This window comes from Sphingopyxis sp. MC1, from assembly GCF_000371385.1.
In the GTDB taxonomy this organism is placed as follows: domain Bacteria; phylum Pseudomonadota; class Alphaproteobacteria; order Sphingomonadales; family Sphingomonadaceae; genus Sphingopyxis; species Sphingopyxis terrae.
In genome coordinates, this window is sequence record NZ_AOUN01000001.1 from 53,881 (window position 1) to 74,955 (window position 21,075).

The 21,075-nt window shown below is 66.2% G+C and carries 29 protein-coding genes; 17 read left to right on the top strand and 12 right to left on the bottom strand.

What is annotated here, in order from left to right:
* Positions 1-22: 22 nt before the first annotated feature.
* Together EBMC1_RS00260 and EBMC1_RS18240 are read left to right on the top strand one after the other, a co-directional pair.
* On the top strand, positions 23-253 hold the full coding sequence (locus EBMC1_RS00260; RefSeq protein ID WP_003038743.1) for a hypothetical protein: 231 nt from the start codon (positions 23-25) through the stop codon (positions 251-253).
* Positions 254-394: 141 nt separating this feature from the next.
* Positions 395-1,177, top strand: a complete 783-nt coding sequence (locus EBMC1_RS18240) for a hypothetical protein (RefSeq protein ID WP_156000815.1) — start codon at positions 395-397, stop codon at positions 1,175-1,177.
* Between the two features lie 175 nt (positions 1,178-1,352).
* Here EBMC1_RS18240 and EBMC1_RS00270 read toward each other — a convergent pair whose 3' ends face one another.
* Positions 1,353-1,859, bottom strand: coding sequence for a hypothetical protein (locus EBMC1_RS00270; protein WP_156000818.1), 507 nt, complete (start codon positions 1,857-1,859; stop codon positions 1,353-1,355).
* Between the two features lie 410 nt (positions 1,860-2,269).
* On the opposite strand from EBMC1_RS00270, the gene EBMC1_RS00275 reads away from it, so the two are divergent.
* The 5 genes from EBMC1_RS00275 to EBMC1_RS00290 all read left to right on the top strand — a co-directional run bounded on the left by EBMC1_RS00275 (position 2,270) and on the right by EBMC1_RS00290 (position 4,459).
* Positions 2,270-2,839 carry a DUF4440 domain-containing protein gene (locus tag EBMC1_RS00275; RefSeq protein WP_003038750.1) on the top strand — a complete coding sequence of 190 codons (570 nt, stop codon included), beginning with the start codon at positions 2,270-2,272 and terminating at the stop codon, positions 2,837-2,839.
* A 120-nt stretch (positions 2,840-2,959) separates the two neighbouring features.
* Positions 2,960-3,109, top strand: a complete 150-nt coding sequence (locus EBMC1_RS18600; protein WP_003038752.1) for a hypothetical protein — start codon at positions 2,960-2,962, stop codon at positions 3,107-3,109.
* Between the two features lie 138 nt (positions 3,110-3,247).
* Entirely contained in the window at positions 3,248-3,700 is a 453-nt protein-coding gene (locus tag EBMC1_RS00280) for a hypothetical protein (RefSeq protein WP_003038754.1), read from the top strand.
* Positions 3,701-3,872: 172 nt separating this feature from the next.
* A complete protein-coding gene (locus EBMC1_RS00285) occupies positions 3,873-4,121 on the top strand; it encodes a YdcH family protein (protein ID WP_003038757.1) in 249 nt (82 codons plus the stop codon).
* Complete coding sequence (locus tag EBMC1_RS00290; protein WP_003038760.1) at positions 4,118-4,459, top strand: TraR/DksA family transcriptional regulator; 342 nt, start codon at positions 4,118-4,120, stop codon at positions 4,457-4,459. The genes EBMC1_RS00285 and EBMC1_RS00290 overlap by 4 nt, the downstream gene beginning before the upstream one ends.
* 97 nt (positions 4,460-4,556) lie before the next feature.
* On the opposite strand, the gene EBMC1_RS00295 is transcribed toward EBMC1_RS00290, so the two are convergent.
* A complete protein-coding gene (locus tag EBMC1_RS00295; RefSeq protein ID WP_003038763.1) occupies positions 4,557-4,814 on the bottom strand; it encodes a DUF2171 domain-containing protein in 258 nt (85 codons plus the stop codon).
* A 154-nt stretch (positions 4,815-4,968) separates the two neighbouring features.
* Here EBMC1_RS00295 and EBMC1_RS00300 point away from each other — a divergent pair, with 154 nt between their 5' ends.
* Entirely contained in the window at positions 4,969-5,643 is a 675-nt protein-coding gene (locus tag EBMC1_RS00300) for a hypothetical protein (protein WP_040589020.1), read from the top strand.
* Here the strand turns inward: EBMC1_RS00300 and EBMC1_RS18725 are convergent.
* Positions 5,640-6,059 carry a thermonuclease family protein gene (locus EBMC1_RS18725; RefSeq protein ID WP_003038769.1) on the bottom strand — a complete coding sequence of 140 codons (420 nt, stop codon included), beginning with the start codon at positions 6,057-6,059 and terminating at the stop codon, positions 5,640-5,642. The genes EBMC1_RS00300 and EBMC1_RS18725 overlap by 4 nt on opposite strands.
* A 488-nt stretch (positions 6,060-6,547) precedes the next feature.
* Between EBMC1_RS18725 and EBMC1_RS00310 the strand changes: the two genes are divergently transcribed.
* Entirely contained in the window at positions 6,548-7,129 is a 582-nt protein-coding gene (locus EBMC1_RS00310; protein WP_003038770.1) for a DsrE family protein, read from the top strand.
* A 12-nt stretch (positions 7,130-7,141) separates the two neighbouring features.
* On the opposite strand, the gene EBMC1_RS00315 is transcribed toward EBMC1_RS00310, so the two are convergent.
* The 5 genes from EBMC1_RS00315 to mnmA all read right to left on the bottom strand — a co-directional run bounded on the left by EBMC1_RS00315 (position 7,142) and on the right by mnmA (position 10,122).
* Positions 7,142-7,444 carry a hypothetical protein gene (locus tag EBMC1_RS00315; RefSeq protein WP_003038773.1) on the bottom strand — a complete coding sequence of 101 codons (303 nt, stop codon included), beginning with the start codon at positions 7,442-7,444 and terminating at the stop codon, positions 7,142-7,144.
* An 88-nt stretch (positions 7,445-7,532) separates the two neighbouring features.
* Positions 7,533-8,231, bottom strand: a complete 699-nt coding sequence (locus EBMC1_RS00320; RefSeq protein WP_003038775.1) for a DsbA family oxidoreductase — start codon at positions 8,229-8,231, stop codon at positions 7,533-7,535.
* A gap of 34 nt (positions 8,232-8,265) precedes the next feature.
* Positions 8,266-8,406 (bottom strand): hypothetical protein, encoded by a 141-nt coding sequence (locus tag EBMC1_RS18605; protein WP_162928311.1) that lies wholly within the window; start codon positions 8,404-8,406, stop codon positions 8,266-8,268.
* 106 nt (positions 8,407-8,512) lie between these two features.
* Positions 8,513-8,923 (bottom strand): hypothetical protein, encoded by a 411-nt coding sequence (locus EBMC1_RS00325; RefSeq protein ID WP_003038778.1) that lies wholly within the window; start codon positions 8,921-8,923, stop codon positions 8,513-8,515.
* 56 nt (positions 8,924-8,979) lie between these two features.
* A complete protein-coding gene (mnmA, locus tag EBMC1_RS00330; RefSeq protein WP_040589047.1) occupies positions 8,980-10,122 on the bottom strand; it encodes a tRNA 2-thiouridine(34) synthase MnmA in 1,143 nt (380 codons plus the stop codon).
* Between the two features lie 144 nt (positions 10,123-10,266).
* Between mnmA and EBMC1_RS00335 the strand changes: the two genes are divergently transcribed.
* From EBMC1_RS00335 to EBMC1_RS00345, 3 genes are all read left to right on the top strand, one after another.
* Complete coding sequence (locus tag EBMC1_RS00335) at positions 10,267-10,650, top strand: hypothetical protein (RefSeq protein ID WP_003038783.1); 384 nt, start codon at positions 10,267-10,269, stop codon at positions 10,648-10,650.
* A 2-nt stretch (positions 10,651-10,652) separates the two neighbouring features.
* Positions 10,653-10,952 carry a CtrA inhibitor SciP gene (gene sciP / locus EBMC1_RS00340; RefSeq protein ID WP_003038785.1) on the top strand — a complete coding sequence of 100 codons (300 nt, stop codon included), beginning with the start codon at positions 10,653-10,655 and terminating at the stop codon, positions 10,950-10,952.
* A gap of 184 nt (positions 10,953-11,136) precedes the next feature.
* Positions 11,137-11,412 carry a hypothetical protein gene (locus tag EBMC1_RS00345; protein ID WP_003038787.1) on the top strand — a complete coding sequence of 92 codons (276 nt, stop codon included), beginning with the start codon at positions 11,137-11,139 and terminating at the stop codon, positions 11,410-11,412.
* A gap of 240 nt (positions 11,413-11,652) precedes the next feature.
* Here EBMC1_RS00345 and EBMC1_RS00350 read toward each other — a convergent pair whose 3' ends face one another.
* A complete protein-coding gene (locus EBMC1_RS00350) occupies positions 11,653-12,279 on the bottom strand; it encodes a GNAT family N-acetyltransferase (protein ID WP_003038790.1) in 627 nt (208 codons plus the stop codon).
* 179 nt (positions 12,280-12,458) lie between these two features.
* On the opposite strand from EBMC1_RS00350, the gene EBMC1_RS17655 reads away from it, so the two are divergent.
* A complete protein-coding gene (locus EBMC1_RS17655; protein WP_003038791.1) occupies positions 12,459-12,809 on the top strand; it encodes a helix-turn-helix domain-containing protein in 351 nt (116 codons plus the stop codon).
* 9 nt (positions 12,810-12,818) lie between these two features.
* On the opposite strand, the gene lepA is transcribed toward EBMC1_RS17655, so the two are convergent.
* From lepA to EBMC1_RS00370, 3 genes are all read right to left on the bottom strand, one after another.
* On the bottom strand, positions 12,819-14,642 hold the full coding sequence (gene lepA, locus EBMC1_RS00360; RefSeq protein WP_003038793.1) for a translation elongation factor 4: 1,824 nt from the start codon (positions 14,640-14,642) through the stop codon (positions 12,819-12,821).
* Positions 14,643-15,016: 374 nt separating this feature from the next.
* The gene (locus EBMC1_RS17660; protein WP_003038795.1) at positions 15,017-15,943 is read right to left on the bottom strand and encodes a hypothetical protein; all 927 of its coding nucleotides are present in this window, start codon (positions 15,941-15,943) and stop codon (positions 15,017-15,019) included.
* 45 nt (positions 15,944-15,988) lie between these two features.
* Positions 15,989-17,212 (bottom strand): TIGR04063 family PEP-CTERM/XrtA system glycosyltransferase, encoded by a 1,224-nt coding sequence (locus EBMC1_RS00370; protein WP_040589052.1) that lies wholly within the window; start codon positions 17,210-17,212, stop codon positions 15,989-15,991.
* 104 nt (positions 17,213-17,316) lie between these two features.
* Here EBMC1_RS00370 and EBMC1_RS00375 point away from each other — a divergent pair, with 104 nt between their 5' ends.
* From EBMC1_RS00375 to EBMC1_RS00390, 4 genes are read left to right on the top strand one after another with little or no spacing between them, the layout of a single operon-like run.
* A complete protein-coding gene (locus EBMC1_RS00375) occupies positions 17,317-17,502 on the top strand; it encodes a hypothetical protein (RefSeq protein ID WP_003038799.1) in 186 nt (61 codons plus the stop codon).
* Positions 17,495-18,853, top strand: a complete 1,359-nt coding sequence (locus EBMC1_RS00380; protein ID WP_003038801.1) for a putative O-glycosylation ligase, exosortase A system-associated — start codon at positions 17,495-17,497, stop codon at positions 18,851-18,853. The genes EBMC1_RS00375 and EBMC1_RS00380 overlap by 8 nt, the downstream gene beginning before the upstream one ends.
* Positions 18,850-19,977 (top strand): acyltransferase family protein, encoded by a 1,128-nt coding sequence (locus EBMC1_RS00385; protein ID WP_003038803.1) that lies wholly within the window; start codon positions 18,850-18,852, stop codon positions 19,975-19,977. The genes EBMC1_RS00380 and EBMC1_RS00385 overlap by 4 nt, the downstream gene beginning before the upstream one ends.
* A 58-nt stretch (positions 19,978-20,035) precedes the next feature.
* Positions 20,036-21,058 carry a DNA topoisomerase IB gene (locus EBMC1_RS00390; protein ID WP_003038805.1) on the top strand — a complete coding sequence of 341 codons (1,023 nt, stop codon included), beginning with the start codon at positions 20,036-20,038 and terminating at the stop codon, positions 21,056-21,058.
* Positions 21,059-21,075 lie beyond the last annotated feature (17 nt).

A 21,075-nucleotide genomic window follows, 5' to 3' on the forward strand; every position in this document is an offset into this window, starting at 1 on the left:
TGATCGAAAAGAGACGTCGCAAATGACCGATAAGAAAAAACTGAAACTCCTGATCCTCAGCCAGCCGCAACGCGCCTGCCTGGAGGGCCTGTCGAACCGCCGCCCCCAACTCCCCACCGACCCCGTCCGCGACGAGCTCGTGGAGCTGGGCCTGGTGGCGCAACAGGGCGCGAAATGGACGCTGACCCCGACGGGCAAGAAGGTGCTCGCGGCGGGATCGAACCGCCGGAACAAGGGCGGGTTTTCGGTTTGATCCAAGCGCCTTTAAGTGCATCGGAGAATATTGAAAGGTGCTCGGAATAGCTAACCGCTTTCAACTTGCCTCCCCTTTAATTCTCTTGCAGCGCCCATGGCGTCACCAGCATCCGACGAAACCTGACTAGGCTTTCGATTAGTGTCAGACATTACCAGCACTTTAGCAGCCTCGCGAGAGAACGTAGCCCGTGCTCGCCGCAAATTTGAACAACTCAAATCCTCAATCGACCGGTATTCTAATTCCGGCGCATACTCGATTAGAACTCAATATAACGATGGAATGATACATTTAATCGCAAGTCGTGATAAAGAACCTGATATAGACATTGCTTTTGATACCGTAGAAATTGTTCAACGCATCCGTGTTTCGCTCGACAAAGCAGTTTCTTACTTAGTCGAACATAACGGGAGAGGATCCTCTGGCGTAGGCTTCCCGTTCGGAGGAATAGATGGGAACACCGGCAAGCCGCTTCCATTCCCAGACGAGAGAATGATGGGGAAACATGGACTGAGTAAGAAACTCACTCCGGAGCAATGGGATTTCATCTGCGCTCAACGCCCGTATCCCGGGGGAAATGATACCCTGTGGGCTATCAACGAGATAGCCAACGTGGACAAGCACCGCAAAGACCTAGTCGCGCTGATACCTAAACTTGACTACGGTATGAACACCGTTGGATTTGTCGATTACCTCGTCATGAGGCCAGCCCACGTCGATCATCTGCTCAGCGACAAAGAAAGAGAAACGGTGCTTTGCACTATGGGACCTCGTGCTGCGCAAACCTATATAGAACACTCGTTTCACATTGACTTGGTTTTTGGCGAGGGCGTTAGCGTCAAGGGTCGAAGCGTGTTGAGCACGCTTAATGAACAGATCCGACAAGTGACCCAAGTTCTCTCTGGAATGAGACAATTATTCTAGAACGCTAGCCGCATCGAAAACACATCGACCCCATCGTCATCCCGGACTTGATCCGGGGGCCATGCCTCGGCCGCTGTGATGGACCCCGGATCAAGTCCGGGGTGACGATTGGGAGGAAGCCACACCTCTTCGTGTCTTCGTGTGAAAATCCGAAAGGCCCGCCCCACGGCCGCTCTCAATTCACCGTAACCCCGCTCGGCACCGCTTTCACCCCTGCCGCCGCGAACAGCACGCCGCCGCGCACCGCTTCGGGGGAGCCTTCGAGCAGCGGCAGTTTCACCAGTTCGCGCGTCGTTTCGCTGTCGTCGTCGACGACCAGCCGCAGCGAGGCGATGCCCATGTCGCTGCGTTCGATCACCACGTCGCGGATCGTCGCCAGCGGCCACGACAGGCTGTTGCCGCGATAGAGGCGCAAGCCGTCGTGAAAGATCCAGGCGTCGCGCTGGCGCCACAGCCGGAAACAGGTCGACAGGCCGATCGCCGCGGCGATCATCGCCGTCGTCGCCACCGCATCGCCGAAGATCAGGCTGCGCAGCATCGCGCCCATGCCGTCGCCGCGCACCGGCTCCGCCTGCCCCAACGCCAGCGCCGCCAATATCAGCGCACAGACGATCGCCCCCGCCAGCAGCGGTTTGGGCTTCAGCCGCGCGATCACGACGATCCTTCGGTCCCCATTGCTCATCACCCGCACAAATAGGGACAGCCGCGCCCGGACGCCAGCCCCGCCGGCGCGGTCCCCGTGCTCCCCGGCGAAAGCCGGGGCCCAGCGCGGCCTGCACCACCGCTTGTGATCCCCCACCATGGACCCCGGCTTTCGCCGGGGCACACAGGCGGCCAGTCCCGCGATCCTCCCTGTGGCGAAGCCCGATCCTCCCTGTGGCGAAGCCATGGGGAGGTGGCAGCCCGCAAGGGCTGACGGAGGGGCCGAAGACGCCGCCCCTCCACCACGCCCAGCGGGCGCGATCCCGCTGGCGCGGCACGCCGTCCGCGCGCGCCCCATCGCTGCGCCACAGGGCGGGTCGCGGAAACGCCACTTGCACCCCGCCGCGCGTAACCGTATTACGCACATAACACAGCAAGGAGCCTCGACCCATGTCCCTCGCCCTCTTCCTCGCCGCCGCGCTGGCCCCCGCGCCGCAGGCCCAACCCGCGCCGGCGCCCGCCGCCGCTGCGCAGCCCGCGCCGATGCCGACCGGCGCCGCGCTCGACGCGGCGATCGCGGCAAACGATGCGCGGCTGTTCTGGGCGGTGTTCGAAGGCTGCGACCCGGCTGCGCTGCCCGATCTGCTCACCCCCGATTACCGGATGCTCCACGACAAGGGCGGGCTGGCGATCGCCGACCGCGCCGATTTCGTCGCGTCGATGGAGAAAAATTGCGCCGCGCGCGCGCCCGGCGGCGCGCAGGCGGGCTATCGCAACCGCCGCCTGCTCGTCCCCGGATCGCGCGTCATCCGCGCGCTCGGCGACTGGGGCGCGCTCGAAGAGGCGGCGCATGTCTTTTTCGAATGGAATGCCAAGGACGCGCGCTGGGACATGGTCGGCGGCGCGCGCTACATGCACGTCTGGCAATGGATACCCGCCGAAGGCCGCTTCCGCCTGTCGGAAAGCCTGAGTTACGACCACGGTGCCGCCGCCCCCTATCCCCCGCCCTCCGCCGACTGATCCGTCGTTCTTCCGGATCCGGGACCGCGCACCGCCAGCCGGTCCGCCCCGCCCGCGGGGTGAGCGGTGCGCAGGCGGGCCGCGGCCATGCTATGCTGCGCTCCTGAAAGGAGAAAGCCCATGCAACCCGTGACCGAAGGCGACCGCCGCAAGGAACTCGGCGCCCTCCTCCGCCAGATCGCCGCGCATCCCGAACGCGACTGGAGCGCGGCGCGGCGGCGGATCGCGACGCTCAACAAGCTGATCGCGCGGCGGCCCACGCCCGCCTGATCGCTCCGTCGCGCGCTCCGGTCGCTCCGCCGCCCATGCGGCAACGAACGCCCGGTGCGCCGGTTTCTCGTCGGCAAGGCCGCCCGTCCCCCCTTCCCCCCTCCGGGCGGCCTTGATCGGACAATAAGGAGAAACCCGATGCGCAAGACCCTGATGACGCTCGCCGCCGGTGCCGCGATCGTCGCCGTTCCCGCCGTCGCGCAGGTCGGCCTTGGCGGCGCGGCCAACCTCAACGCGGGCGCCGCACTCGATCCCGCCGCCACCGTCGGCAGTGTCACCGACCGCGTCGGCCAGACGGTCGACAGCGTCGATGGCGCCGCGAACGATGCCGTCGATTCGGCGAAGCTGACGCTCGCAACGCGCGAACAGGTGCGCGCCGGTGCGCAGGTGACTGACGCCAAGGGCGCGAGCATCGGCACGGTGCAGGGCATCGACGGCGACAATGCGATCGTCGTCGATGGCGGCAAGCTCTACAACGTCCCGCTTTCGGCGCTCTACAGCCAGGCCGACAGCGTGACCGGGCCGCTGGTGACGAAGCTGCCCAAGGCCGATCTGTCGGTCCGCGCCGCGGGTGCCGCCGAAGCACGCTGATATGCTTTCGGCCTTTCGGGGCCGCAATCGACGATCGCCGTCCCGTGGGTCGCGGGACGGCGACCGGAACGGAGCCGGGCGATGTGCCCCGGCTCCGTTTTTGACTCAGCGCAATGCACGGCGGCGCGGTTGGGGTAGGATCGGCAGATTATCGAAGCAGGAGGAAGGCCCCATGTCGCATACCCCCCACGAACTGGCCGACGCATTTCCCGGCGACGCCGCGGCGATCCACCGGCTCAAGGAAGGCGATGCGCATTTCGCGGCGCTGGCGGAGCGCTACCATGTCGTCAACCGGGCCATCCACCGCGCCGAAAGCGAGGTCGAGCCGGTGTCCGACGAACATGCCGAGGAACTGAAGCGGCAACGGCTGGCGCTGCTCGACGAGATCGCTGCGATCATCGCGGCGGAGCGGACGGCATGAGCGGCGGCGGCGACGGCTTCGCCGCGGTGCGCACCGGATTGATCCTGCGCCTCGCCGACCTCAGGGCGCGCGGGGCGCGGGTCGCCGCCGACCTTACCGCGCCGATCAGCGCCGACGCCGAAGATGCGGCGATCGAGCGCGAGGATGACGATGCGCTGGCGGGCGAAGATGCGCTGCTGGCGCGCGAAGTCGCCGCGGTGACGGCGGCGATCGCCCGCATCGACGAAGGAAGCTACGGCATCTGCACCAGCTGCGGCAAGGATATCGCCGCCGAACGGCTCGCCGCGAAGCCCGAGGCGGCGCTCTGCATCGAATGCGCGCGCAAGCTTTCGGCCTGACGCGCAAATGAAATGGCCCGCCCGGAGGCAGTTGGGCGGGCCAGTTTCAGTGCCGGGCGCCCGATTGCGTCCCGGCCATCTGTTATCGGGGTGTCGGTCAATCCGCCTCTTCGAACAGATCGACCGCATTGGCGGCGGTCGCCGACAGGCGCACCGTATCGCCCTCGACCGCGGCAACGAGGCCGGCGGGCAGATAATGGTGCCGCGCGCCCTTGCCATCCTCGGCCTGGGGGCTGTCGCTCTTGGTCAACTTGATGCGTTCGCCGTCGACATGATCGACGGTGCCGACATGGACGCCGTCGGCGCCGATGACGGCCATATGTTCCTTGATCGCGCTATGATCGTGTTCGGCCATGGTTCTTCTCCTTGCCGCGCCGTCGCCAGCTGATCCGGCGGCCGCGACGGGGATGAGACGCATGGGGCGCCGAGTCGGGTCCATCGGCTTGGACGAAGCGCTCCGAAACCGCGCCGGCTTTCCAAGCGGCGACACGCGGGCTAGCTTGGCCGCCATGCGCTTCCCCCTTCTCCTCGCTGTTTTCGCCTGCCTCGCCGCGCCGCTCCCGGCCGCGGCCTGCTCGCCCGCGCCGGGTTATGCCGTGCCGACCAACATGGAACTGACCGCCGAAGCCGAGCTGATCCTCCTCGCCACCGTCACCGGCGGCACCCCGATGGACGAGGCCGGCGCCCCCGACACGATGCGCGTCGACATCCGACCGATCGCGGCGCTCAAGGGTAATCTTGCCGACGCGCCGAAAAAGCTTCCGATCGCGCTCGCCACCGGCCGCTTCGCCACGCTCAGCAATCCCTACGAGCTCCAGCACGCCCATCCGCTCGCCTATATCGGCGGCTGCGTCCGCTACATGGTACCGCTCGGCTCGCGCCTGCTTTTCTTCCTTGACCGCCACGATGGAGAATGGGGGCCGGCGGGCGGCCCCTTCTCGCGCTGGGCCGAAGATGTGCCGGGCGACGACGCGCCGTGGCTGACCGCGGTGCGCTTTTACCTCGAGGTGATGGCGCTGCCCGAAGCCGAGCGCGCGGCGGCGCTGACCGATCGCCGCGATACGCTGCGCGCGCGCCGCGACGACCCCGTCGCGCAATTGCTGGCCGACGATCTCGACGCGCAGCTCGCAGGCCCGAACAAGCCGCTGCGCGAGGCCTTACCCCCTGCGCCCGACGGCGACTAGCACCACGGGCGCCGATACCCTTCCCACGGCCGCGCCAGCCCCGCATTGATGAGCACGCTGCCGACGCTCACCCCGTCGCGGGTGGCGATGCGCAGCTTGCGCCCGTAGCGATCGCTGTCGCGTCCGTTTTCTTCGAGCCGGAAGGCCCCCGAATTGAGCCAGTCGCGCAGCCGCTCGGTCGCCTGCGTCCCCAAACGCGCCTCCTGCGCACAGCGCGGCGGATGCGTCTCGGGTGTGTCGATGTCGGCGAGGCGGTATTTCTGGCCCTCGAACCAGAAGGTATCGCCGTCGACGACGCAATTGCGCCCGCCGCCGGTATCACAAAATCCGAAATGCGCCGAATGCGGTTCGGGGGCAGCGGCTCTCGTCGCGCCGGACCATGACAGCTCGGCGTGGGCCGGCGCGGGCGCCTGCATGTGCAAAGCCGCCAAGGTTCCTGCAAAGGCTCCGGCTGCCGCCACCAGCACCCATATCCCCCCAGATCGGCGGGCGCGGATACGGCGACGACGCGAAGCGGAACGGATATCTGTCGGGTGCGGCATGCCGGCGAATTTGCCAGCGCAGGCTTACCAAAGTCCTGACGAGTCCGGTCCGAACCGCCAGCGACGACCGGCAGACGCCGCCACTGCGGCGCCATATTGACCAGGATCAATGCCGCCGCGCCGCCGCTCATCCATGTCAGGGCTTCCGAACCACCAAGGAGCCCCAGACATGACCGATCCCTTGACCCAAACCCCCGTTCTTCTTTTCGCGCTGATGATGGTGAGCTTCATCGTCGTCGTCGGCGGCCTCGCGACGGCGGATCTGGTACGCAAACGGCGCGATTGACAGGCTCGCGGGCTGGTGCAGCCTGAAGCGGAACGGTAGGCTGCGCCATCAATCCCGATCCGAGAGGAACCTCACGATGTCACCGTCCCGCCCGCTCGCGCTTGCCTTCGCTGTTGCCGGCCTTGCCCTTCTGTCGCCGGTGCAAGCCGCCGACATGGGTAAGGCATCGCCCGACCCGATGGCATCTTTTCACGGCGGTACGGTCATTCCGGCGTTCGGCAAGGTCGCAAGTGTTACCGACGCCGATATGCGCATTCCCGCGGGAACCGAATTTCACATCGCGTTCGACGTTGCGACGGCGAAAGAGGCGACACTCAATCGCACGCTGGAATCGGCCGCCCGCTTTCTCAACATGCAGGTCGAAGCCGGGGTACCGGCGGAACGCATCCATCTCGCAGTTGTCGTGCATGGCCCCGCAACCTTCGATGTGGCGGGCACGGAAGCCTATGGGCGTAAGTATCCCGGCGCGGAAAATCCCAACGCCGCGCTTGTCGATGCCCTGATAAAGGCCGGTGTCCGCATTATCGTGTGCGGCCAGAGCGCGGCGGGACAGGGGGTCAAAAAAACCGATCTGCTCCCGGGCGTCGAACTGGCGCTATCGGCGATGACCGCCCACGCGCTGCTTCAGCAACAGGGCTATACGCTCAATCCCTTTTAGCATCGCCGATATTCAAGGAGCGCCGCGCGGTTCGTCGTCTTCTACCCCGCCCGGTCCCAACTCATCATCCTCGTCATCGTCGCTGCGTTCGCCGCGATAGGCGTCCATGTCGATGCGGCCCGATCGTTCCATCTGCCGCATATGATCGACCAGATCCTGCGCGTCGTCGCCCTCGTCGCGTGCCGGCGCTTTCCGACTGTCTTCGAGCGGACGCGCCTGACGCGCCGCCGCAGCTATGGTTTGCGCCTGTGCGGGTTCGTCATCCTGTTCGCGGTTGACCATTTCGGGGGCGTCTTCGTCGGGGGAAGCGGGCATCGAACCATCTCCTTGATTGCGCCTATCGGCCCCAAGAGCCTGCGCGGCGGGAATGGATGGAAAACGCCCGTGCGGCGGGTACAGTTCCTCAGGCGGCGGTCGCCAGTACCTTGTTTTCGATGACCCGGATGAAGGCTTCGGGATCCTGCGCGCCGGGGATCAGCATGCGACCGCCCAGAATGAAAGCCGGAACGCCGGTGACATTATTGTCGGCCCAATAGGCCTCTTCCATGCGCACCATCTCGGCATAATCGTCGCCGTCCAGAATCGCGGCGGCGCGGGCCGCGTCCAGTCCGACCGAGACCGCAACGTCGATCAGGACGGCGGGATCGCCGACGTCGCGATTGTCGGTGAAATGGGCACGGAACAGCGCGAGTTTCAGCGCGGTCTGAACGCCGGTCGCTGTCGCCTGATCGGGCTCTTCCAACGCTCCGGCCCAGGTGAGCAAACGATGCGCATCGAAGCTGTTGCGCATGCGAAAACCCGGCCCCCGATTGAATGCAAAGCCGAGGTCGGCCGCAATCGCCGCCAGCCGCCCGCTATTGGCCCGGCTCTGTTCTTGGGTAATCCCGTATTTCCGGATGACGTGTTCGACCGCGTCTTCGCCCTCAGGGGGCATGTGCGGGTTGAGTTCGAAGGGGTGCCATTGGACACGGAAGGCCAACCGTCCCTCAAAATGCGCCATGACCTTCTGAAACTTCAGCCAGCCGATAATGCACCAGGGGCACATCACGTCGGACACGATATCGACGCTGAGGCGCGGCAATTCTGTTTGGGTCACGGTCATTCTCCTGAACCGTGCCGCCAGCCTGCCCGATCGGTCAGCCCCCGGTACGGCGTTCCTTGCCCGACCGCCGGTCGCCCTGACGGCGCTCGGGGCCCTTGTAGTCGGGATCGTCCGCGACGCGCCGATCGCTCTGGCGCCGGTCCGAACTGTCCCGCTTGTCGTCATCGGATGTCATGTGCGGCCCCTTTCACACAGGAAACAGAAGCGCGACCCGATGTTAATTTACGCATAAACCGGCCCGCAACACAACAGGACCGAATTTCTCGTTATCGATCAGCTCATTATGACGAAATCTCGACTCCTGAAGCCGAAGCGCGCGACAGCATATAATAGGCCGTGATCATAAGGCCGACCGACAGGGCTTCGATAATCATCGCCTGCACGATGCCGCTGTTGACCAGGTCACCGCTCGCGACCCCGATCAGGCGGCCGACCAGCGCGGTGCCGTAGAGCGCGGCAGGAACCAGCAGCGCCCGCGACCAACCGCGCAGCAGTCCGCCGATCGCCGCGCCACCGGCGGCCACAAGGAAAAAGGCCGACATGTCGGCACGCACCGTGTTCGCGGCAACGCCGTCGGCGATGATTCCGAAGGTTTCAGTAAAGCTGGCAGGGTTCAGCACGCCGCGAATGCCGACGATGAAGAAGAGCAGCGCCCAGAGCAGGACCGCGCCGCGCAACACCCAATTGACCATGATCGTCTCTCCCTTGCTTTGCGCCGAAGCTGCGGCATCGGGAATGAAAGTGCAATCTATTCCGTCGGCTCGGCCGCGAAGCTTTCCTCTATCCAGCCGCCGCCGAGTACGCGCGTGGGTTCGGCTGCATCATAGAGCACCGCCGCCTGGCCGGGCGCAACGCCATATTCGGGCGCGGCGAAGAGCAGTCGGTCGCCGTCCATCTGCGCCGGCACGGGCTTCGCCATGCTACGCACCTTAGCCAGAACCGGGCGACGATCGACCTCGGCAAGCCAGTTCGCTTCGCCGATCCGCGCACCCGCGACGGCCAGCGCGCGGCGCGGCCCCACGATGACGCGCTTCGCCGCTGCATCGAGGCGTATGACATAGAGCGGCTCGGCCTGCCCGCCGATGTCGATGCCGCGGCGCTGACCGACCGTATAATGGATAAGTCCCTTGTGTGCGCCCAGCACCGTGCCGTCGACATGCACGATCTCACCGCGATCTTCCGCCTCCGGACGCAGCTTGCGCACCAGCGTCGCATAGTCGCCGTCGGGGACGAAACAAATGTCCTGGCTGTCGGGTTTGCCCGCAACGCCAAGGCCGAGATCGCGGGCGATTTCGCGCACCACGCTCTTTTCGAGCCCGCCGAGCGGGAAACGAAGAAAGTCGAGTTGCTCCTGCGTGGTCGCAAAGAGGAAATAGCTCTGATCGCGGGCCGGATCGACCGCCCGGTGCAGCTCGGCACCGGCCGGCCCCATCATGCGGCGCACATAATGGCCGGTCGCGAGGCAATCGGCGCCCAGATCGCGCGCGAGCTGGAAAAGATCGGTGAATTTCACACCCATGTTGCAGCGGACGCACGGGATCGGCGTCCGGCCCGCGAGATATTCGTCGGCGAACTGGTCGATCACCGTATCGCGAAAGCGGCTTTCATGGTCGTGGACATAATGGGCGAAGCCAAGCCGGTCGGCGACCGCGCGCGCATCGCGTATATCCTGCCCCGCGCAGCAAGCGCCGACGCGCTTGGCCTTCGCGCCATGGTCGTAAAGTTGCAGCGTCACGCCGATCACCTCGGCGCCCGACCGTGCGGCAAGCGCGGCGACGACGCTCGAATCGACTCCGCCCGACATCGCGACCACGATTCGCCGATCCTTTAACGGACCGGCAAGCTGGAAGTCGGCCTGGGCGAGGCCCGCGGGTGAAATTACGGTTGCCATGATGCCCGCCATCTAGGGAGCGATCAGGCAAAAAGCCAGCTTTTCCGCGGCGAGTGTCAAGATATTGACGGGGGTTAAGCTTCGCTAACAAGCGATGAAATGGGCATTTACTGGACCTTAGGCCGCACGCGCTAGACAGGCAGCATGAACTTGCTTCCCTCCGACCTTCCGCATCCGGCCGATGCGACGAGCCTGTCGAAGCCCGGCTTCGACATATTGCTCGCCGTGTCGCGGGCGCGGCAGGCGGCGCTTCCGACGGTTCGCTTGCTGCGTGAGCGCGAGATCGGCGAATCGCATGCCGCAGCGGTCGGCGCGGTGCGCGAAATGCTGGGCGGCGGGGTGCAGGCACTGGATGACGAGGTGGTTCGCCCCGCGCGCTTCTTCGACTTGTCGGACGAAGCGAACGGGCTGCCCGAAACTGTGAACGGCGCGTTTACCAGAGGGTTTCAGCCGATGTTGAACCCCTCTTCTATAAAAGCACGGACGTCGGCTTTGCCGATCCCCCACGACGAAGATTTTATGGAATGAGCATGATCGAGAATCAGAAAATCCGGCCCGCCCAGGTCATCGGCCCCCTCGGGGAACCGCTGACGCTGGACAGTCTGCCGCCTGCGAACACCACGCGCTGGGTCGTTCGCCGCAAGGCGGAAGTGGTCGCAGCCGTCAATGGCGGCCTGTTGACCGTGGACGAAGCGTGTGAGCGCTATTCGCTGACGCTCGAGGAGTTTGCCGGCTGGCAGCGATCGATCGACCGCAGCGGCATGCCGGGCCTGCGCGTTACGCGTATCCAGCACTACCGCGATCTGTACGAGCGCCAGCAGCGCTTCTGATCGCATCGCGCGCGATACACGATGAAGGGGGCGCCTGCGGGCGCCCCTTTTTTTGCGTCGGAGCGGGACAGGAGCGGCGTGAAAACAAAAAATAGCATTGCGAAAGCATAGGCTTGCAAATTTTGTTGCAACCGATGCCAGCGGCGCGGCGTTGCCCCCCCTGTAACAAGGGAGAACTGTTATAATGCGCAAGATTGCTCTTACCCTCACCGCCGCTTCGGCCCTCGCGCTCGGCGCTTGCCAGAGCCCCGCCGCCGACAGTGTCGAGGATCAGGCCGAATCGCGGGCCGACGCCATCGATGCTCAGGCCGACACCATGCCCGATGGCGCCGCCAAGGAAGCCATGGAGAACAAGGCCGACCGCGTCGAAGAAATGGGCGAGGAAAAGGCCAACGCCATGGACGACAATGGCGAGGTTGCCCCGTCGGAAACCGGCGTCGGCGACACGCAGAAGAAGTAAGACTGTCCCCGACCTGCGCCCCCCGCGGGTCACGGACAGCCTGGAAAGGGCGCCAGCGCATGCCGCTGGCGCCCTTTCGCTTGTTCGTGATCTAAAAAATTCGCCCCTGTGACGTCGGTCACGGTGACGTCATGGCAGCGCCGTTAGAGCGATGTGCGTGGGACACGGGGGCTCCGACACCCGCGTTCTTCACCTTCCCGCCGCCGGTCGCGACCCCCGGCGGCGGGGAGGACCACCGGCCTATCCGGCACCGAGCTGCTTCAGCACATCCTGAACCCCGCGTGCGCCCGCGTCGCTGCGCAGCGCCTCCAGCGCCGCCGCGACGTCGATCACATATTCCGCAACGCCGCGCGATTCCTCCTTGCGTGTGCCGCCCATCGCCTTGATCAGTCCCAGTGCGGCGTGATTTTCGGACAGGATGTTCACGTCAAGCGTCGTCAGCCCTTCGGCGAGACAATCGACGAGCAGCGCCGCGGTCATCATCCGGGCGAGGCCCTGGCCGTGAAAGGCGTCGAGGATCGCGATCGAATATTCGCCGACGCGCATCTCGTCCCCGCCGGCGCCTGCCTTGTGCCGGACGGCATGAACCGCACCGATCGCCGGTTCGCCCTCGCATTCGGTGCAAATCGCGCCCCAGGCGATATGGTCGTGGCCGTCGACGTCGACCAGCCGCTCGATCACCGCATCGGGCATGGCCGGCGCGGGCGAAAAGAAGCGCAGATAGCGCGATTCGGCTGAGAGTTTCTGGATTCCGGCGCGGAGCAGGCCGGCGTCGTCGGGCCGGATCGTCCGCAGGCATACCGCGGTTCCGTCGTTGAGCACGCTGTGCACGACGATGTCGTCGATCGGCCTTGCCGGAGCGTGCACGCTTCGTCCTTTCCCGGCTGTCGTCGTTGCCCGCAAGCTATCGCCGCCCGGGCCGAAAGACAATCGCTGCGGCCCGAAGTGCGCAGCCCCTTATTTTTGCGTGAAAAGTTGAAAGTAGCCCGCCGCGCGCTTTGATATTCGGAACGGCCAAAAAACGAAATGGCCGGGTCGTGCAGATAATGGATTTCAATACCCTCGATTCCGCCGGGGGCGCCGCCTTTCCCGAAACGCTCGGCGGGCGGCTGGTGCGGTTGCGCAAGGCGCGGCAGCTGACGCAGCGGGATATTGCCCGCCAGCTTGGCGTTGCGGTGACGTCGGTCTGCTATTGGGAGCAGGACCGGTCGCGCCCCAAGCCGGCGCGGCTGCGCCGGCTCGCCGATGTGCTCGGCACCCCGCTTGCAGACCTGAACGGCCTCGGCGGTCCGCCTCAGTCGGCACATCTCGGCGAGCTGGTCGCGCAGGCGCGCCGCGAGATCGCCGAGGCCGCCGGCACGACACCGGCGAAGGTCAAGATCATCATCGAGATGTAGCGCGCGCCCTCAGGCGTCGTCGCCCATTCGCAGCGCCGCGATGAACGCCTCCTGCGGGATGTTGACGTTGCCATATTCGCGCATCCGCTTCTTGCCCTCCTTCTGCTTTTCGAGGAGCTTCTTCTTGCGGGTCGCGTCGCCGCCATAGCATTTGGCGGTGACGTCCTTGCGCAGCGCCGCGATGGTTTCGCGCGCGATCACCTTGCCGCCGATCGCCGCCTGGATCGGGATCTTGAACATGTGGCGCGGGATCAGATCCTTGAGCCGCTCGCACATCCCGCGTCCGCGCGCCTCGGCGCTGCCGCGGTGGACGATCATCGACAGCGCATCGACCGGCTCGTTGTTGACGAGGATGCTCATCTTGACGAGATCGCCGGGGCGGTGACCGATCTGGTGATAGTCGAACGAGGCATAGCCGCGCGAAATGCTCTTCAGCCGGTCGTAGAAATCGAACACCACTTCGTTGAGCGGCAGTTCATAGGTGATCTGCGCGCGGCCGCCGACATAGGTCAGATTCTTCTGGATGCCGCGGCGGTCCTGACAGAGTTTGAGGATCGAGCCCAGATATTCGTCGGGGACATAGATAACCGCCTCGATCCACGGCTCCTCAATCTCCTCGATCCGGTTCGGATCGGGCATGTCGGCAGGATTGTGCAGCTCCATCTCGGTCGGGCCGCCTTCCTTCGACCGGGTGAGCTTGAGCTTGTAGACCACCGACGGCGCGGTGGTGATGAGGTCGAGGTCATATTCGCGGGTCAGCCGCTCCTGAATGATCTCGAGGTGAAGAAGACCCAGAAAACCGCAGCGGAAGCCGAAACCCAATGCGGCGCTCGTTTCCATTTCGAAGCTGAACGACGCATCGTTGAGGCGCAGCTTCTGGATGCTTTCGCGCAGTTTCTCGAAATCATTGGCATCGGTCGGGAAGAGGCCGCAGAAAACGACCGGCTGCACTTCCTTGAACCCCGGCAGCGGCGCCGCGGCGGGCCTTTTGGCGTCGGTGACCGTATCGCCGACACGCGCCTGCGCAACGTCCTTGATCTGTGCGGTGATGAAACCGATCTCGCCCGGACCGATCTCGACAAGGTCGGTCCGCTTCGGGGTGAAACAGCCGACGCGGTCGATCAGATGGGTCGTCCCCGCCTGCATGAACTTGATCTGCTGACCCTTTTTCAGCACCCCGTCGACGACGCGGACCAAGATCACGACGCCGAGATAAGGGTCGTACCAGCTGTCGACGAGCATCGCGACAAGCGGCGCCGCGGCATCGCCCTTCGGCGGCGGAATCCTGGCGACGATGGCTTCGAGGGTTTCTTCGATGCCGATCCCCGACTTGGCGCTGGCCAGCACCGCATCGTCGGCGGGCAGGCCGATGATATCCTCGATCTCCGCCTTCACCTTGTCGGTGTCGGCGGCGGGCAGGTCGATCTTGTTGATGACCGGCACGATTTCATGGTCATGCTCGATCGACTGATAGACGTTGGCGAGCGTCTGCGCCTCGACCCCCTGCGCCGCATCGACGACGAGCAGCGCGCCCTCGCACGCCGCCAGGCTGCGCGACACTTCATAGGCGAAGTCGACGTGGCCGGGCGTGTCCATCAGATTGAGCTGATAGGTTTCACCGTCGTGCGCCTTGTACGACAGGCGTACCGTCTGCGCCTTGATCGTGATCCCGCGCTCTTTCTCGATGTCCATATTGTCGAGAACCTGCGCGGACATTTCGCGCTCGGTCAGCCCGCCGGTGAACTGGATCAGCCGGTCGGCGAGCGTCGACTTGCCATGGTCGATATGCGCGATGATCGAGAAATTACGGATATGCGAGAGAGGAGTCGTCATCGCGCGCCGTTAGCAGGGGAAATGCGCGCTGTCAGCACCGCCGCGCAGCCGCGCACGGCGACCGGCGCGAAAGGCGCAGAAAAGCGTGTAACTTCACACGCGATTGCAGCATTCGCGGCGTCCCGAAGGCGCCGCAGGACCGGGCGATGCCCGCGGCGCGGTGCGGTTCGAAAAATGGCGGAAAACTGCGCAACTTCACACGCGATTGCATTGTGCCGGCTATTGCGGAGCGGGGGCGCCGCGCGAGCGCGCCGAACACGAAGTGACCGCCGCCGCGAGGGTCGCGCAGGAAAGGATGGCACGGAAGGCATGCGGCGAGGCTGGCATGCCGGAACAATGTAGGAAAGCGATTTCGGGCCGCCGGGAGCGGCGGTTCAGCCCGTCGTGCCGCGGTTCAGACGATGCAAAGTGCTGAGCGCAGCCTCGAGCGCGAAGTCGATTTCTTCGTCGGCATCTTCGTTGGCGGCGACATCGGGCACCGGGACTGCGGCGGTTGCCGTCCTGGTTTCGCGACGACGCGCAAGCCCTGCCTCGAAGCGCGCAACCATCGCGCCGAGCGATTTGTCGGCGGGATCGGGCATCGCCGGTCCGGCAACTTTCGCGGGCTGAAGCCAGGGTTCGTCACCGGGCGTTTCAACCTCGACGGGCGCAAGATCGGCGAGGATCAGTTCATCCTCTTCGTCCGGCGCAGCGTCGGCTGCGGGCGGCGTATAGGGTGCCACGGCCGCTTCGACGATCTCGACAGCGTCCGCATCCTCGACGACATCGGCACCGGCGAGCGCGTCGGGTTCATATTCGGGAAGATAGTCCGCCGCGACCTCGGGCGCCGCATCGACCGGCCCCAGCCCCTGTTCGGGAAGGTCGCGTCCGGCGCGCAGCGGCGCGCGCGGCAGATCGTCGGGATGGAGGTCGGCGCGGCGGCGCACCGGAATATCATCGTCGACAGCCTCCTGCCGACGGCGCAGGCGGCGCCCGAGCGCGGCAAGGCCCGACGCCTCGGGCTCGGCGATCAGCAGCGCGACAAAGGCCGCAACCAGCGCGGCGACAAGCGCCATGCCGAGCGCCAGCGCGAGACGGGCGCCATTGCCGACCGGCGGCACGAACAGGTCCGACAGACGGTCGAGATAGAGGTTCCAGCCAATGCCGAACACCCACGCCATCGGCATGACCGCGGCGAAGAGGAAGGTCAGCGCCGCGGCGCCGATGACCGCCGGCATCGCCGGGCGGAGCGCGCGCATCCAGGCGGCGGCGCGGGCCTTGCGATGCGAAACCTTGTCGGAGCCGTCGGCGCTATCGTCCATATCGTCCAAATCCGTCGCTCCCGAAGAGGAGCCTGTCCTATATCATCAAGCCGCGAGCGATGCAGCGCCGCGGCGCAACAATCTCTGGTAAACGGGCTCGTAACGCAAAATGTTTGACGACCAGTTACGATCGGCCTCGACGAACGCCCGCGCGGTCCGGCGGCGTTCGTCCCAGATGTCGCGATCGCGCAGCAGCCCGGCAAGGGCCGCGGCGATTGCCGGTGGATCGTCGGGCGCGAACAGCGTGCCCGTGACGCCGTCGGCGATCAGTTCACGGTGGCCGCCGACATCGGATGCCGCGACAAGCTTGCCCTGCGCCATCGCTTCGAGCGGCTTCAGCGGCGTGACGAGATCGGTAAGCCGCATTTTCTTGCGCGGATAGGCGAGGATGTCGATCAGCGAATAATAGCGCCCGACCGCCTGATGCGGAACCCGGCCGACGAACAGGATGCGATCGGCGACGGGCGAGGCCGCCGCCTGCGCCTTGAGCGCCGCCTCCATCGGCCCGCCGCCAACGAGCAGCAGCCGCGCGCCGGGTTCGGCAGCGACGAGCGCGGGCATCGCGGCGATCAGATCGTCGATCCCCTCATAATCATAAAAGCTGCCGATGAAGCCGATCACCGCGCCGCCCGGCATGAGGCCGAGGTCGGCGGCGAGCGCATCGTCGCGCGGCGGCGGGTCGCCGAACAGGTCAAGGTCGACGCCGTTGGGCGACACGACGATCTTGGCGGGATCCACCCCGCGCGCGATCAGGTCGCCGCGCAGCCCTTCGCAGATCACCGCGACGGCATCGGCGGCGCGGACGGCATGACTTTCGAGCTGACGGGTCAGAAAATAGCGCCCGCTGCCCTCGCGGCCCGTGCCGTTGCCGACCGCGGCATCCTCCCAGAAGGCGCGAATTTCGTAGATCACCGGAATTCCGAGCCGTTTGCCGACGCGCAGCGCTGCGAGCCCGTCGAGAACGGGCGAGTGGGCGTGGAGCAGATCGGGGCGCCATTCGTCGACCAGCGCCGCGACACGGTCCGCCAGCGCGCCGATTTCGCGCCATTCGCGCCACGGCGAGCGCGCGGGCGCGATCGGCGGCGTGCGATAGAAGGTCAGCCCGTCGACGGTTTCGACGGGCGGTCCGGGGTCGGGATGGCGGACCCCCGTCACCCCGGCGACCGCCCACCCTTTCGCCGCCTGCGCCTTCATCAGCGCCCGGGTGCGAAAGGTGTAGCCGCTGTGCGCCGGCAGGCTATGGTCAAGGACGTGCAGGATCCGGGTCATCGGCCAAGCCTTTGCCATACAAGCCTTAACGCCGCGTCAACCCCGATCGGGTAAAGCCGCCGAAACGGGCCCACGGGCCGCAGGGGAAGCCAGGTGCGCCGCCGATGATCGACAATTTTGCGATTGCCCTGACGCATGTGCTGATGGCGATCGCCCTCTGGCGCCTGCTGCACCGCGACGACCTCGACCGCGAAGTCGGCCCGCGCATGCTGTGGCAGCAACAGCGCGATGCCGAACGCATGGCGGCGATGGCGGCCGAGGCCGCGGAGGATCGCCGATCCGATGCGTGACCTTGCCTTCGTCGCCTTTCTGTTCGCCTTCATCGGGGTCGGCTTTCGCAAGCCGTTCCTGTTCGTGCTGTGCTTTTGCTACATCGACATCGTCGCGCCGCAGCGGCTCAGCTATTTCCTGATCAATTCGATTCCGATCTCGCTGATCGTCTTCATCCTCGCGATCATCGGCTGGCTCGCCTTTGACGACAAGCGCGACACGCGCTGGTCGGGGCGGCAGACGTTGATGCTAATCCTGCTCTTTTATTGCTGGATGACGACGATGAACGCCGACTTTCCGGTCGAGGCGCTCGATAAATGGGGATGGGTGTGGAAGGCGCTCGTCTGGGCGATCTTCCTGCCGCTGACGCTGCGCACGAAGCTGCGCATCGAATCGCTGCTGCTCTTCATGCTGCTGTCGGCCGCGACGATCGCGATCGCCGGCGGGATCAAGACCGCCGCGGGCGGCGGCGGCTATGGCGAATTGCAACTGCTGCTGTCCGAAAATTACGGCCTGTACGAAGGCAGCACCATGTCGACGGTCGCGGTGTCGATCATCCCCGCGATCCTGTGGTTCCGCCGCCACGGCACCGTCTTTCCGCCCGACTGGCGCGTTTCGCTCTTCTGCTTCGCGCTCTGCTTCGCCTGCATGTTGCTGCCGGTGGGGACGCAGGCGCGCACCGGGCTGATCTGCCTGGGCGTGCTGGCGCTGCTGTCGCTGCGCGCAGTCAAGCACCGGCTGCTGTATATCATGGGGGCGGTGCTGCTCGTCGCCGCGGCGATCCCCTTCCTGCCGCAAAGCTATACGCAGCGCATGGAAACGCTGCAGGATTATCGCACCGACCAGTCGGCATCGACGCGCGTCGCGGTGTGGGCGTGGACGTGGGACTATGCGAAGGACCATCCGTTCGGCGGCGGGTTCGAGGCCTATATGCAGAACCGCCTGCGCGTCGAAACCACCGGATCGAACGCCGATGCGGGTCGTCCGGGTGCGGGCGATCCGGTGATCCATGACGAACAGTCGCGCGCCTATCATTCGGCCTATTTCGAAATGCTGGGCGAACAGGGCTATCCCGGCACGCTGCTGTGGCTGCTGCTCCACATCACCGGCATCGTCCAGATGGAGCGGGTGCGCCGCCGCTACCTCAAGACACGCCGCGCCGAGGAGCAATGGATCGCACCGCTCGCGACCGCGCTCCAGCACGGCCATATCGTCTATATGGTCGGCTCGCTGTTCGTCGGTATCGCGTTCCAGCCCTTCATCTACATGATGCTGGCGCTCGAAATCGGGCTTTCGACCTATTGCCGCCGCCGCGAGCAGGAATCGGGACGCAACTGGATGCGGCCGCGCGCGCAGGGATTTGCCGCATGATCGCAGCGCAAAAGCCCCGCATGCTGCCGACGCTGATCGGGGTGCGCGGCTTTGCGGCACTCGCGGTGCTGTTCTACCATATCCGGGGCGGCATGGCGGGCTATCTGCCCGGCGCGGTCATCGACGGTTTCGCGCACGGCTATCTTGCGGTCGATCTCTTCTTCGTCCTGTCGGGCTTCGTGCTGTGGTGGAATTACGGCCCGGCGTTCGTTGCCGAGGGGACGCGCGCCGCGCCGCGCTTTCTGGTCCGCCGCATCGCGCGCATCTTTCCGCTGCATCTCGCGATCTTGGCGGCGATGGCGCTGTTCGCGCTCGCGCTGCTCGCCAGCGGGCGCGATCCGGGGCCGCATTACGGCTTTGCCGCGCTGCCCGCGCACGCGCTGCTGGTCCAGAATTGGGGCTTCACCGCCAATCTGCGCTGGAACGACCCGGCCTGGTCGATCTCGACCGAATGGGCGGCCTATCTGCTGCTCGCCGCGACGGGCGGCTGGGCGGCGCGCTTGCCCGCTGGGCGGTGGAGCTTTCCGCTGTTCGCGCTGCTGCTCGCGGCGGCGCTCGGCGGCTGGTTCGCCGCGACGGGGCGCGCGGGGATCGGCGACGATATCGCGGCGACCGGCCTCGTCCGCTGCCTCGCCGAATTCTTCATCGGGGTCGCGCTCTGCCAGTGGTGGGCGGCGCAGCGCGCGCGCGCCGACGGGAGCCGGGCGATAAATGCGACGGCGGCGATCTTCGCGCTGCTCGCGGCGCTGATCCTGTTCGCCGGCCTGCCCCAGCCTGCCGCGATCCCGCTGGCGATGGCGGCGGTCGTCATCGCCGCGCTCCAGGCGTCGCTCGCGCCGCGCCCGCTGCTGTCGGGGCGGCTCGCGCAGTGGCTGGGCGACATCAGCTATGCGGTCTATCTGTCGCACTTCTTCCTGTGGATCCTGTTCAAGCTGGTCCTTGTCGACGATCCGGCGATGGTCGCGCCGGCCAAGGTCGCCGCTTTCGTGGCGCTGACACTCGCCGTCTCGCACCTGCTCCACCGCTGGCTGGAAGTCCCGGCGCGGCGGATCGTCCAGCGCGGCGGCGACGCTCTCTTGTCGCGGCTGGCGGCCGGGCGGCGGGCGCAAAGCCGCCAGGGCTGACGCCCGCCCGCTGCGCCGGCGGAGGGAACCATCGCCCGGCCGGGACGCTTAACAAGGCATGCCGTCGCCGCGTGCCGCCCCCCGCCTGATCCATGTCGACGACAGCCTGCCCGGCATCCGCCGCGAACGGACCGCATCGGGCTGGCGCTATCGCGACGCCGCGGGCAAGGTGATCCGCGACCGCGCCGAGATCGAGCGCCTCAACGCGATCGCCCTGCCCCCCGCCTATGAGGATGCCTGGTTCTGCCCGGCCGCGAACGGCCATATCCTTGCGACCGGCTACGACGCGCGCGGGCGCAAGCAATATCGCTATCACCCCGATTTCCGCGCCGCGCGCGAAGCCGACAAATATGATCGCTGCGCCGCCTTCGGCCACGCGCTGCCGCTGCTCCGTGCGCGGCTGGAAAGCGATTTGCGCCGCCGATCGCTGTGCGCGGACCGCGTCGTCGCGGCGGTCGTCCGCCTGCTCGACCTCGCCGCGCTGCGCGTCGGCAACGAACAATATGTCGCCGCGAACAAGAGCTTCGGCGCGACGACGCTGCGCCGGCGTCACGCGCGACTGGAGGGGCAGCGCCTCCGGCTCCGCTACCGCGCCAAGGGCGGCGCGCGGCGCGAGGTGACGATCAGCGACCGCAGCCTGGCGACCCTGGTGCGCCGGTTGCAGGACCTGCCCGGCCAGCATCTTTTCCAATATGAGGATGCGGACGGCCCGTGCGCGGTCGGGTCCGACGAGGTCAACGCCTATATCCGCGAGGCGATGGGCGCCGATTTCAGCGCCAAGCATTTCCGCACCTGGTGGGCGAGCGTCGAGGCGTTCGCCTGTCTGTACGACGCCACCGAACCGCCCTCGCTCAAGGCGTTGCTGACGCGCGTCGCCGACCGGCTCGGCAACACGCCCGCGGTCGCACGGCGCGCCTATGTCCACCCCGCCATGATCGCCGCCGCGCAAGATCGCGGCGATTTCGCCACGGCCGCGGGGCGCCTGCCGCGCGCGACCAAATATCTTTCGCGTTACGAACGCGGATTTTTGACCTATCTGGAGCGCGCGCCCGATGCCGGCGCGCTGCTCCGTTCCGCCTGACCGACCGACCAGACCAA

Excerpts from the sequence above, each read along its gene's own strand:
- EBMC1_RS00260 (WP_003038743.1), top strand. The coding sequence starts at position 23 with ATGACCGATAAGAAAAAACTGAAACTCCTGATCCTCAGCCAGCCGCAA.
- EBMC1_RS00270 (WP_156000818.1), bottom strand. The coding sequence starts at position 1,859 with ATGAGCAATGGGGACCGAAGGATCGTCGTGATCGCGCGGCTGAAGCCC.
- EBMC1_RS00275 (WP_003038750.1), top strand. The coding sequence starts at position 2,270 with ATGTCCCTCGCCCTCTTCCTCGCCGCCGCGCTGGCCCCCGCGCCGCAG.
- EBMC1_RS18600 (WP_003038752.1), top strand. The coding sequence starts at position 2,960 with ATGCAACCCGTGACCGAAGGCGACCGCCGCAAGGAACTCGGCGCCCTC.
- EBMC1_RS00280 (WP_003038754.1), top strand. The coding sequence starts at position 3,248 with ATGCGCAAGACCCTGATGACGCTCGCCGCCGGTGCCGCGATCGTCGCC.
- EBMC1_RS00285 (WP_003038757.1), top strand. The coding sequence starts at position 3,873 with ATGTCGCATACCCCCCACGAACTGGCCGACGCATTTCCCGGCGACGCC.
- EBMC1_RS00290 (WP_003038760.1), top strand. The coding sequence starts at position 4,118 with ATGAGCGGCGGCGGCGACGGCTTCGCCGCGGTGCGCACCGGATTGATC.
- EBMC1_RS00295 (WP_003038763.1), bottom strand. The coding sequence starts at position 4,814 with ATGGCCGAACACGATCATAGCGCGATCAAGGAACATATGGCCGTCATC.
- EBMC1_RS00300 (WP_040589020.1), top strand. The coding sequence starts at position 4,969 with ATGCGCTTCCCCCTTCTCCTCGCTGTTTTCGCCTGCCTCGCCGCGCCG.
- EBMC1_RS18725 (WP_003038769.1), bottom strand. The coding sequence starts at position 6,059 with ATGCAGGCGCCCGCGCCGGCCCACGCCGAGCTGTCATGGTCCGGCGCG.
- EBMC1_RS00310 (WP_003038770.1), top strand. The coding sequence starts at position 6,548 with ATGTCACCGTCCCGCCCGCTCGCGCTTGCCTTCGCTGTTGCCGGCCTT.
- EBMC1_RS00315 (WP_003038773.1), bottom strand. The coding sequence starts at position 7,444 with ATGCCCGCTTCCCCCGACGAAGACGCCCCCGAAATGGTCAACCGCGAA.
- EBMC1_RS00320 (WP_003038775.1), bottom strand. The coding sequence starts at position 8,231 with ATGACCGTGACCCAAACAGAATTGCCGCGCCTCAGCGTCGATATCGTG.
- EBMC1_RS18605 (WP_162928311.1), bottom strand. The coding sequence starts at position 8,406 with ATGACATCCGATGACGACAAGCGGGACAGTTCGGACCGGCGCCAGAGC.
- EBMC1_RS00325 (WP_003038778.1), bottom strand. The coding sequence starts at position 8,923 with ATGGTCAATTGGGTGTTGCGCGGCGCGGTCCTGCTCTGGGCGCTGCTC.
- mnmA (WP_040589047.1), bottom strand. The coding sequence starts at position 10,122 with ATGGCAACCGTAATTTCACCCGCGGGCCTCGCCCAGGCCGACTTCCAG.
- EBMC1_RS00335 (WP_003038783.1), top strand. The coding sequence starts at position 10,267 with ATGAACTTGCTTCCCTCCGACCTTCCGCATCCGGCCGATGCGACGAGC.
- sciP (WP_003038785.1), top strand. The coding sequence starts at position 10,653 with ATGATCGAGAATCAGAAAATCCGGCCCGCCCAGGTCATCGGCCCCCTC.
- EBMC1_RS00345 (WP_003038787.1), top strand. The coding sequence starts at position 11,137 with ATGCGCAAGATTGCTCTTACCCTCACCGCCGCTTCGGCCCTCGCGCTC.
- EBMC1_RS17655 (WP_003038791.1), top strand. The coding sequence starts at position 12,459 with ATGGATTTCAATACCCTCGATTCCGCCGGGGGCGCCGCCTTTCCCGAA.
- lepA (WP_003038793.1), bottom strand. The coding sequence starts at position 14,642 with ATGACGACTCCTCTCTCGCATATCCGTAATTTCTCGATCATCGCGCAT.
- EBMC1_RS17660 (WP_003038795.1), bottom strand. The coding sequence starts at position 15,943 with ATGGACGATAGCGCCGACGGCTCCGACAAGGTTTCGCATCGCAAGGCC.
- EBMC1_RS00370 (WP_040589052.1), bottom strand. The coding sequence starts at position 17,212 with ATGACCCGGATCCTGCACGTCCTTGACCATAGCCTGCCGGCGCACAGC.
- EBMC1_RS00375 (WP_003038799.1), top strand. The coding sequence starts at position 17,317 with ATGATCGACAATTTTGCGATTGCCCTGACGCATGTGCTGATGGCGATC.
- EBMC1_RS00380 (WP_003038801.1), top strand. The coding sequence starts at position 17,495 with ATGCGTGACCTTGCCTTCGTCGCCTTTCTGTTCGCCTTCATCGGGGTC.
- EBMC1_RS00385 (WP_003038803.1), top strand. The coding sequence starts at position 18,850 with ATGATCGCAGCGCAAAAGCCCCGCATGCTGCCGACGCTGATCGGGGTG.
- EBMC1_RS00390 (WP_003038805.1), top strand. The coding sequence starts at position 20,036 with ATGCCGTCGCCGCGTGCCGCCCCCCGCCTGATCCATGTCGACGACAGC.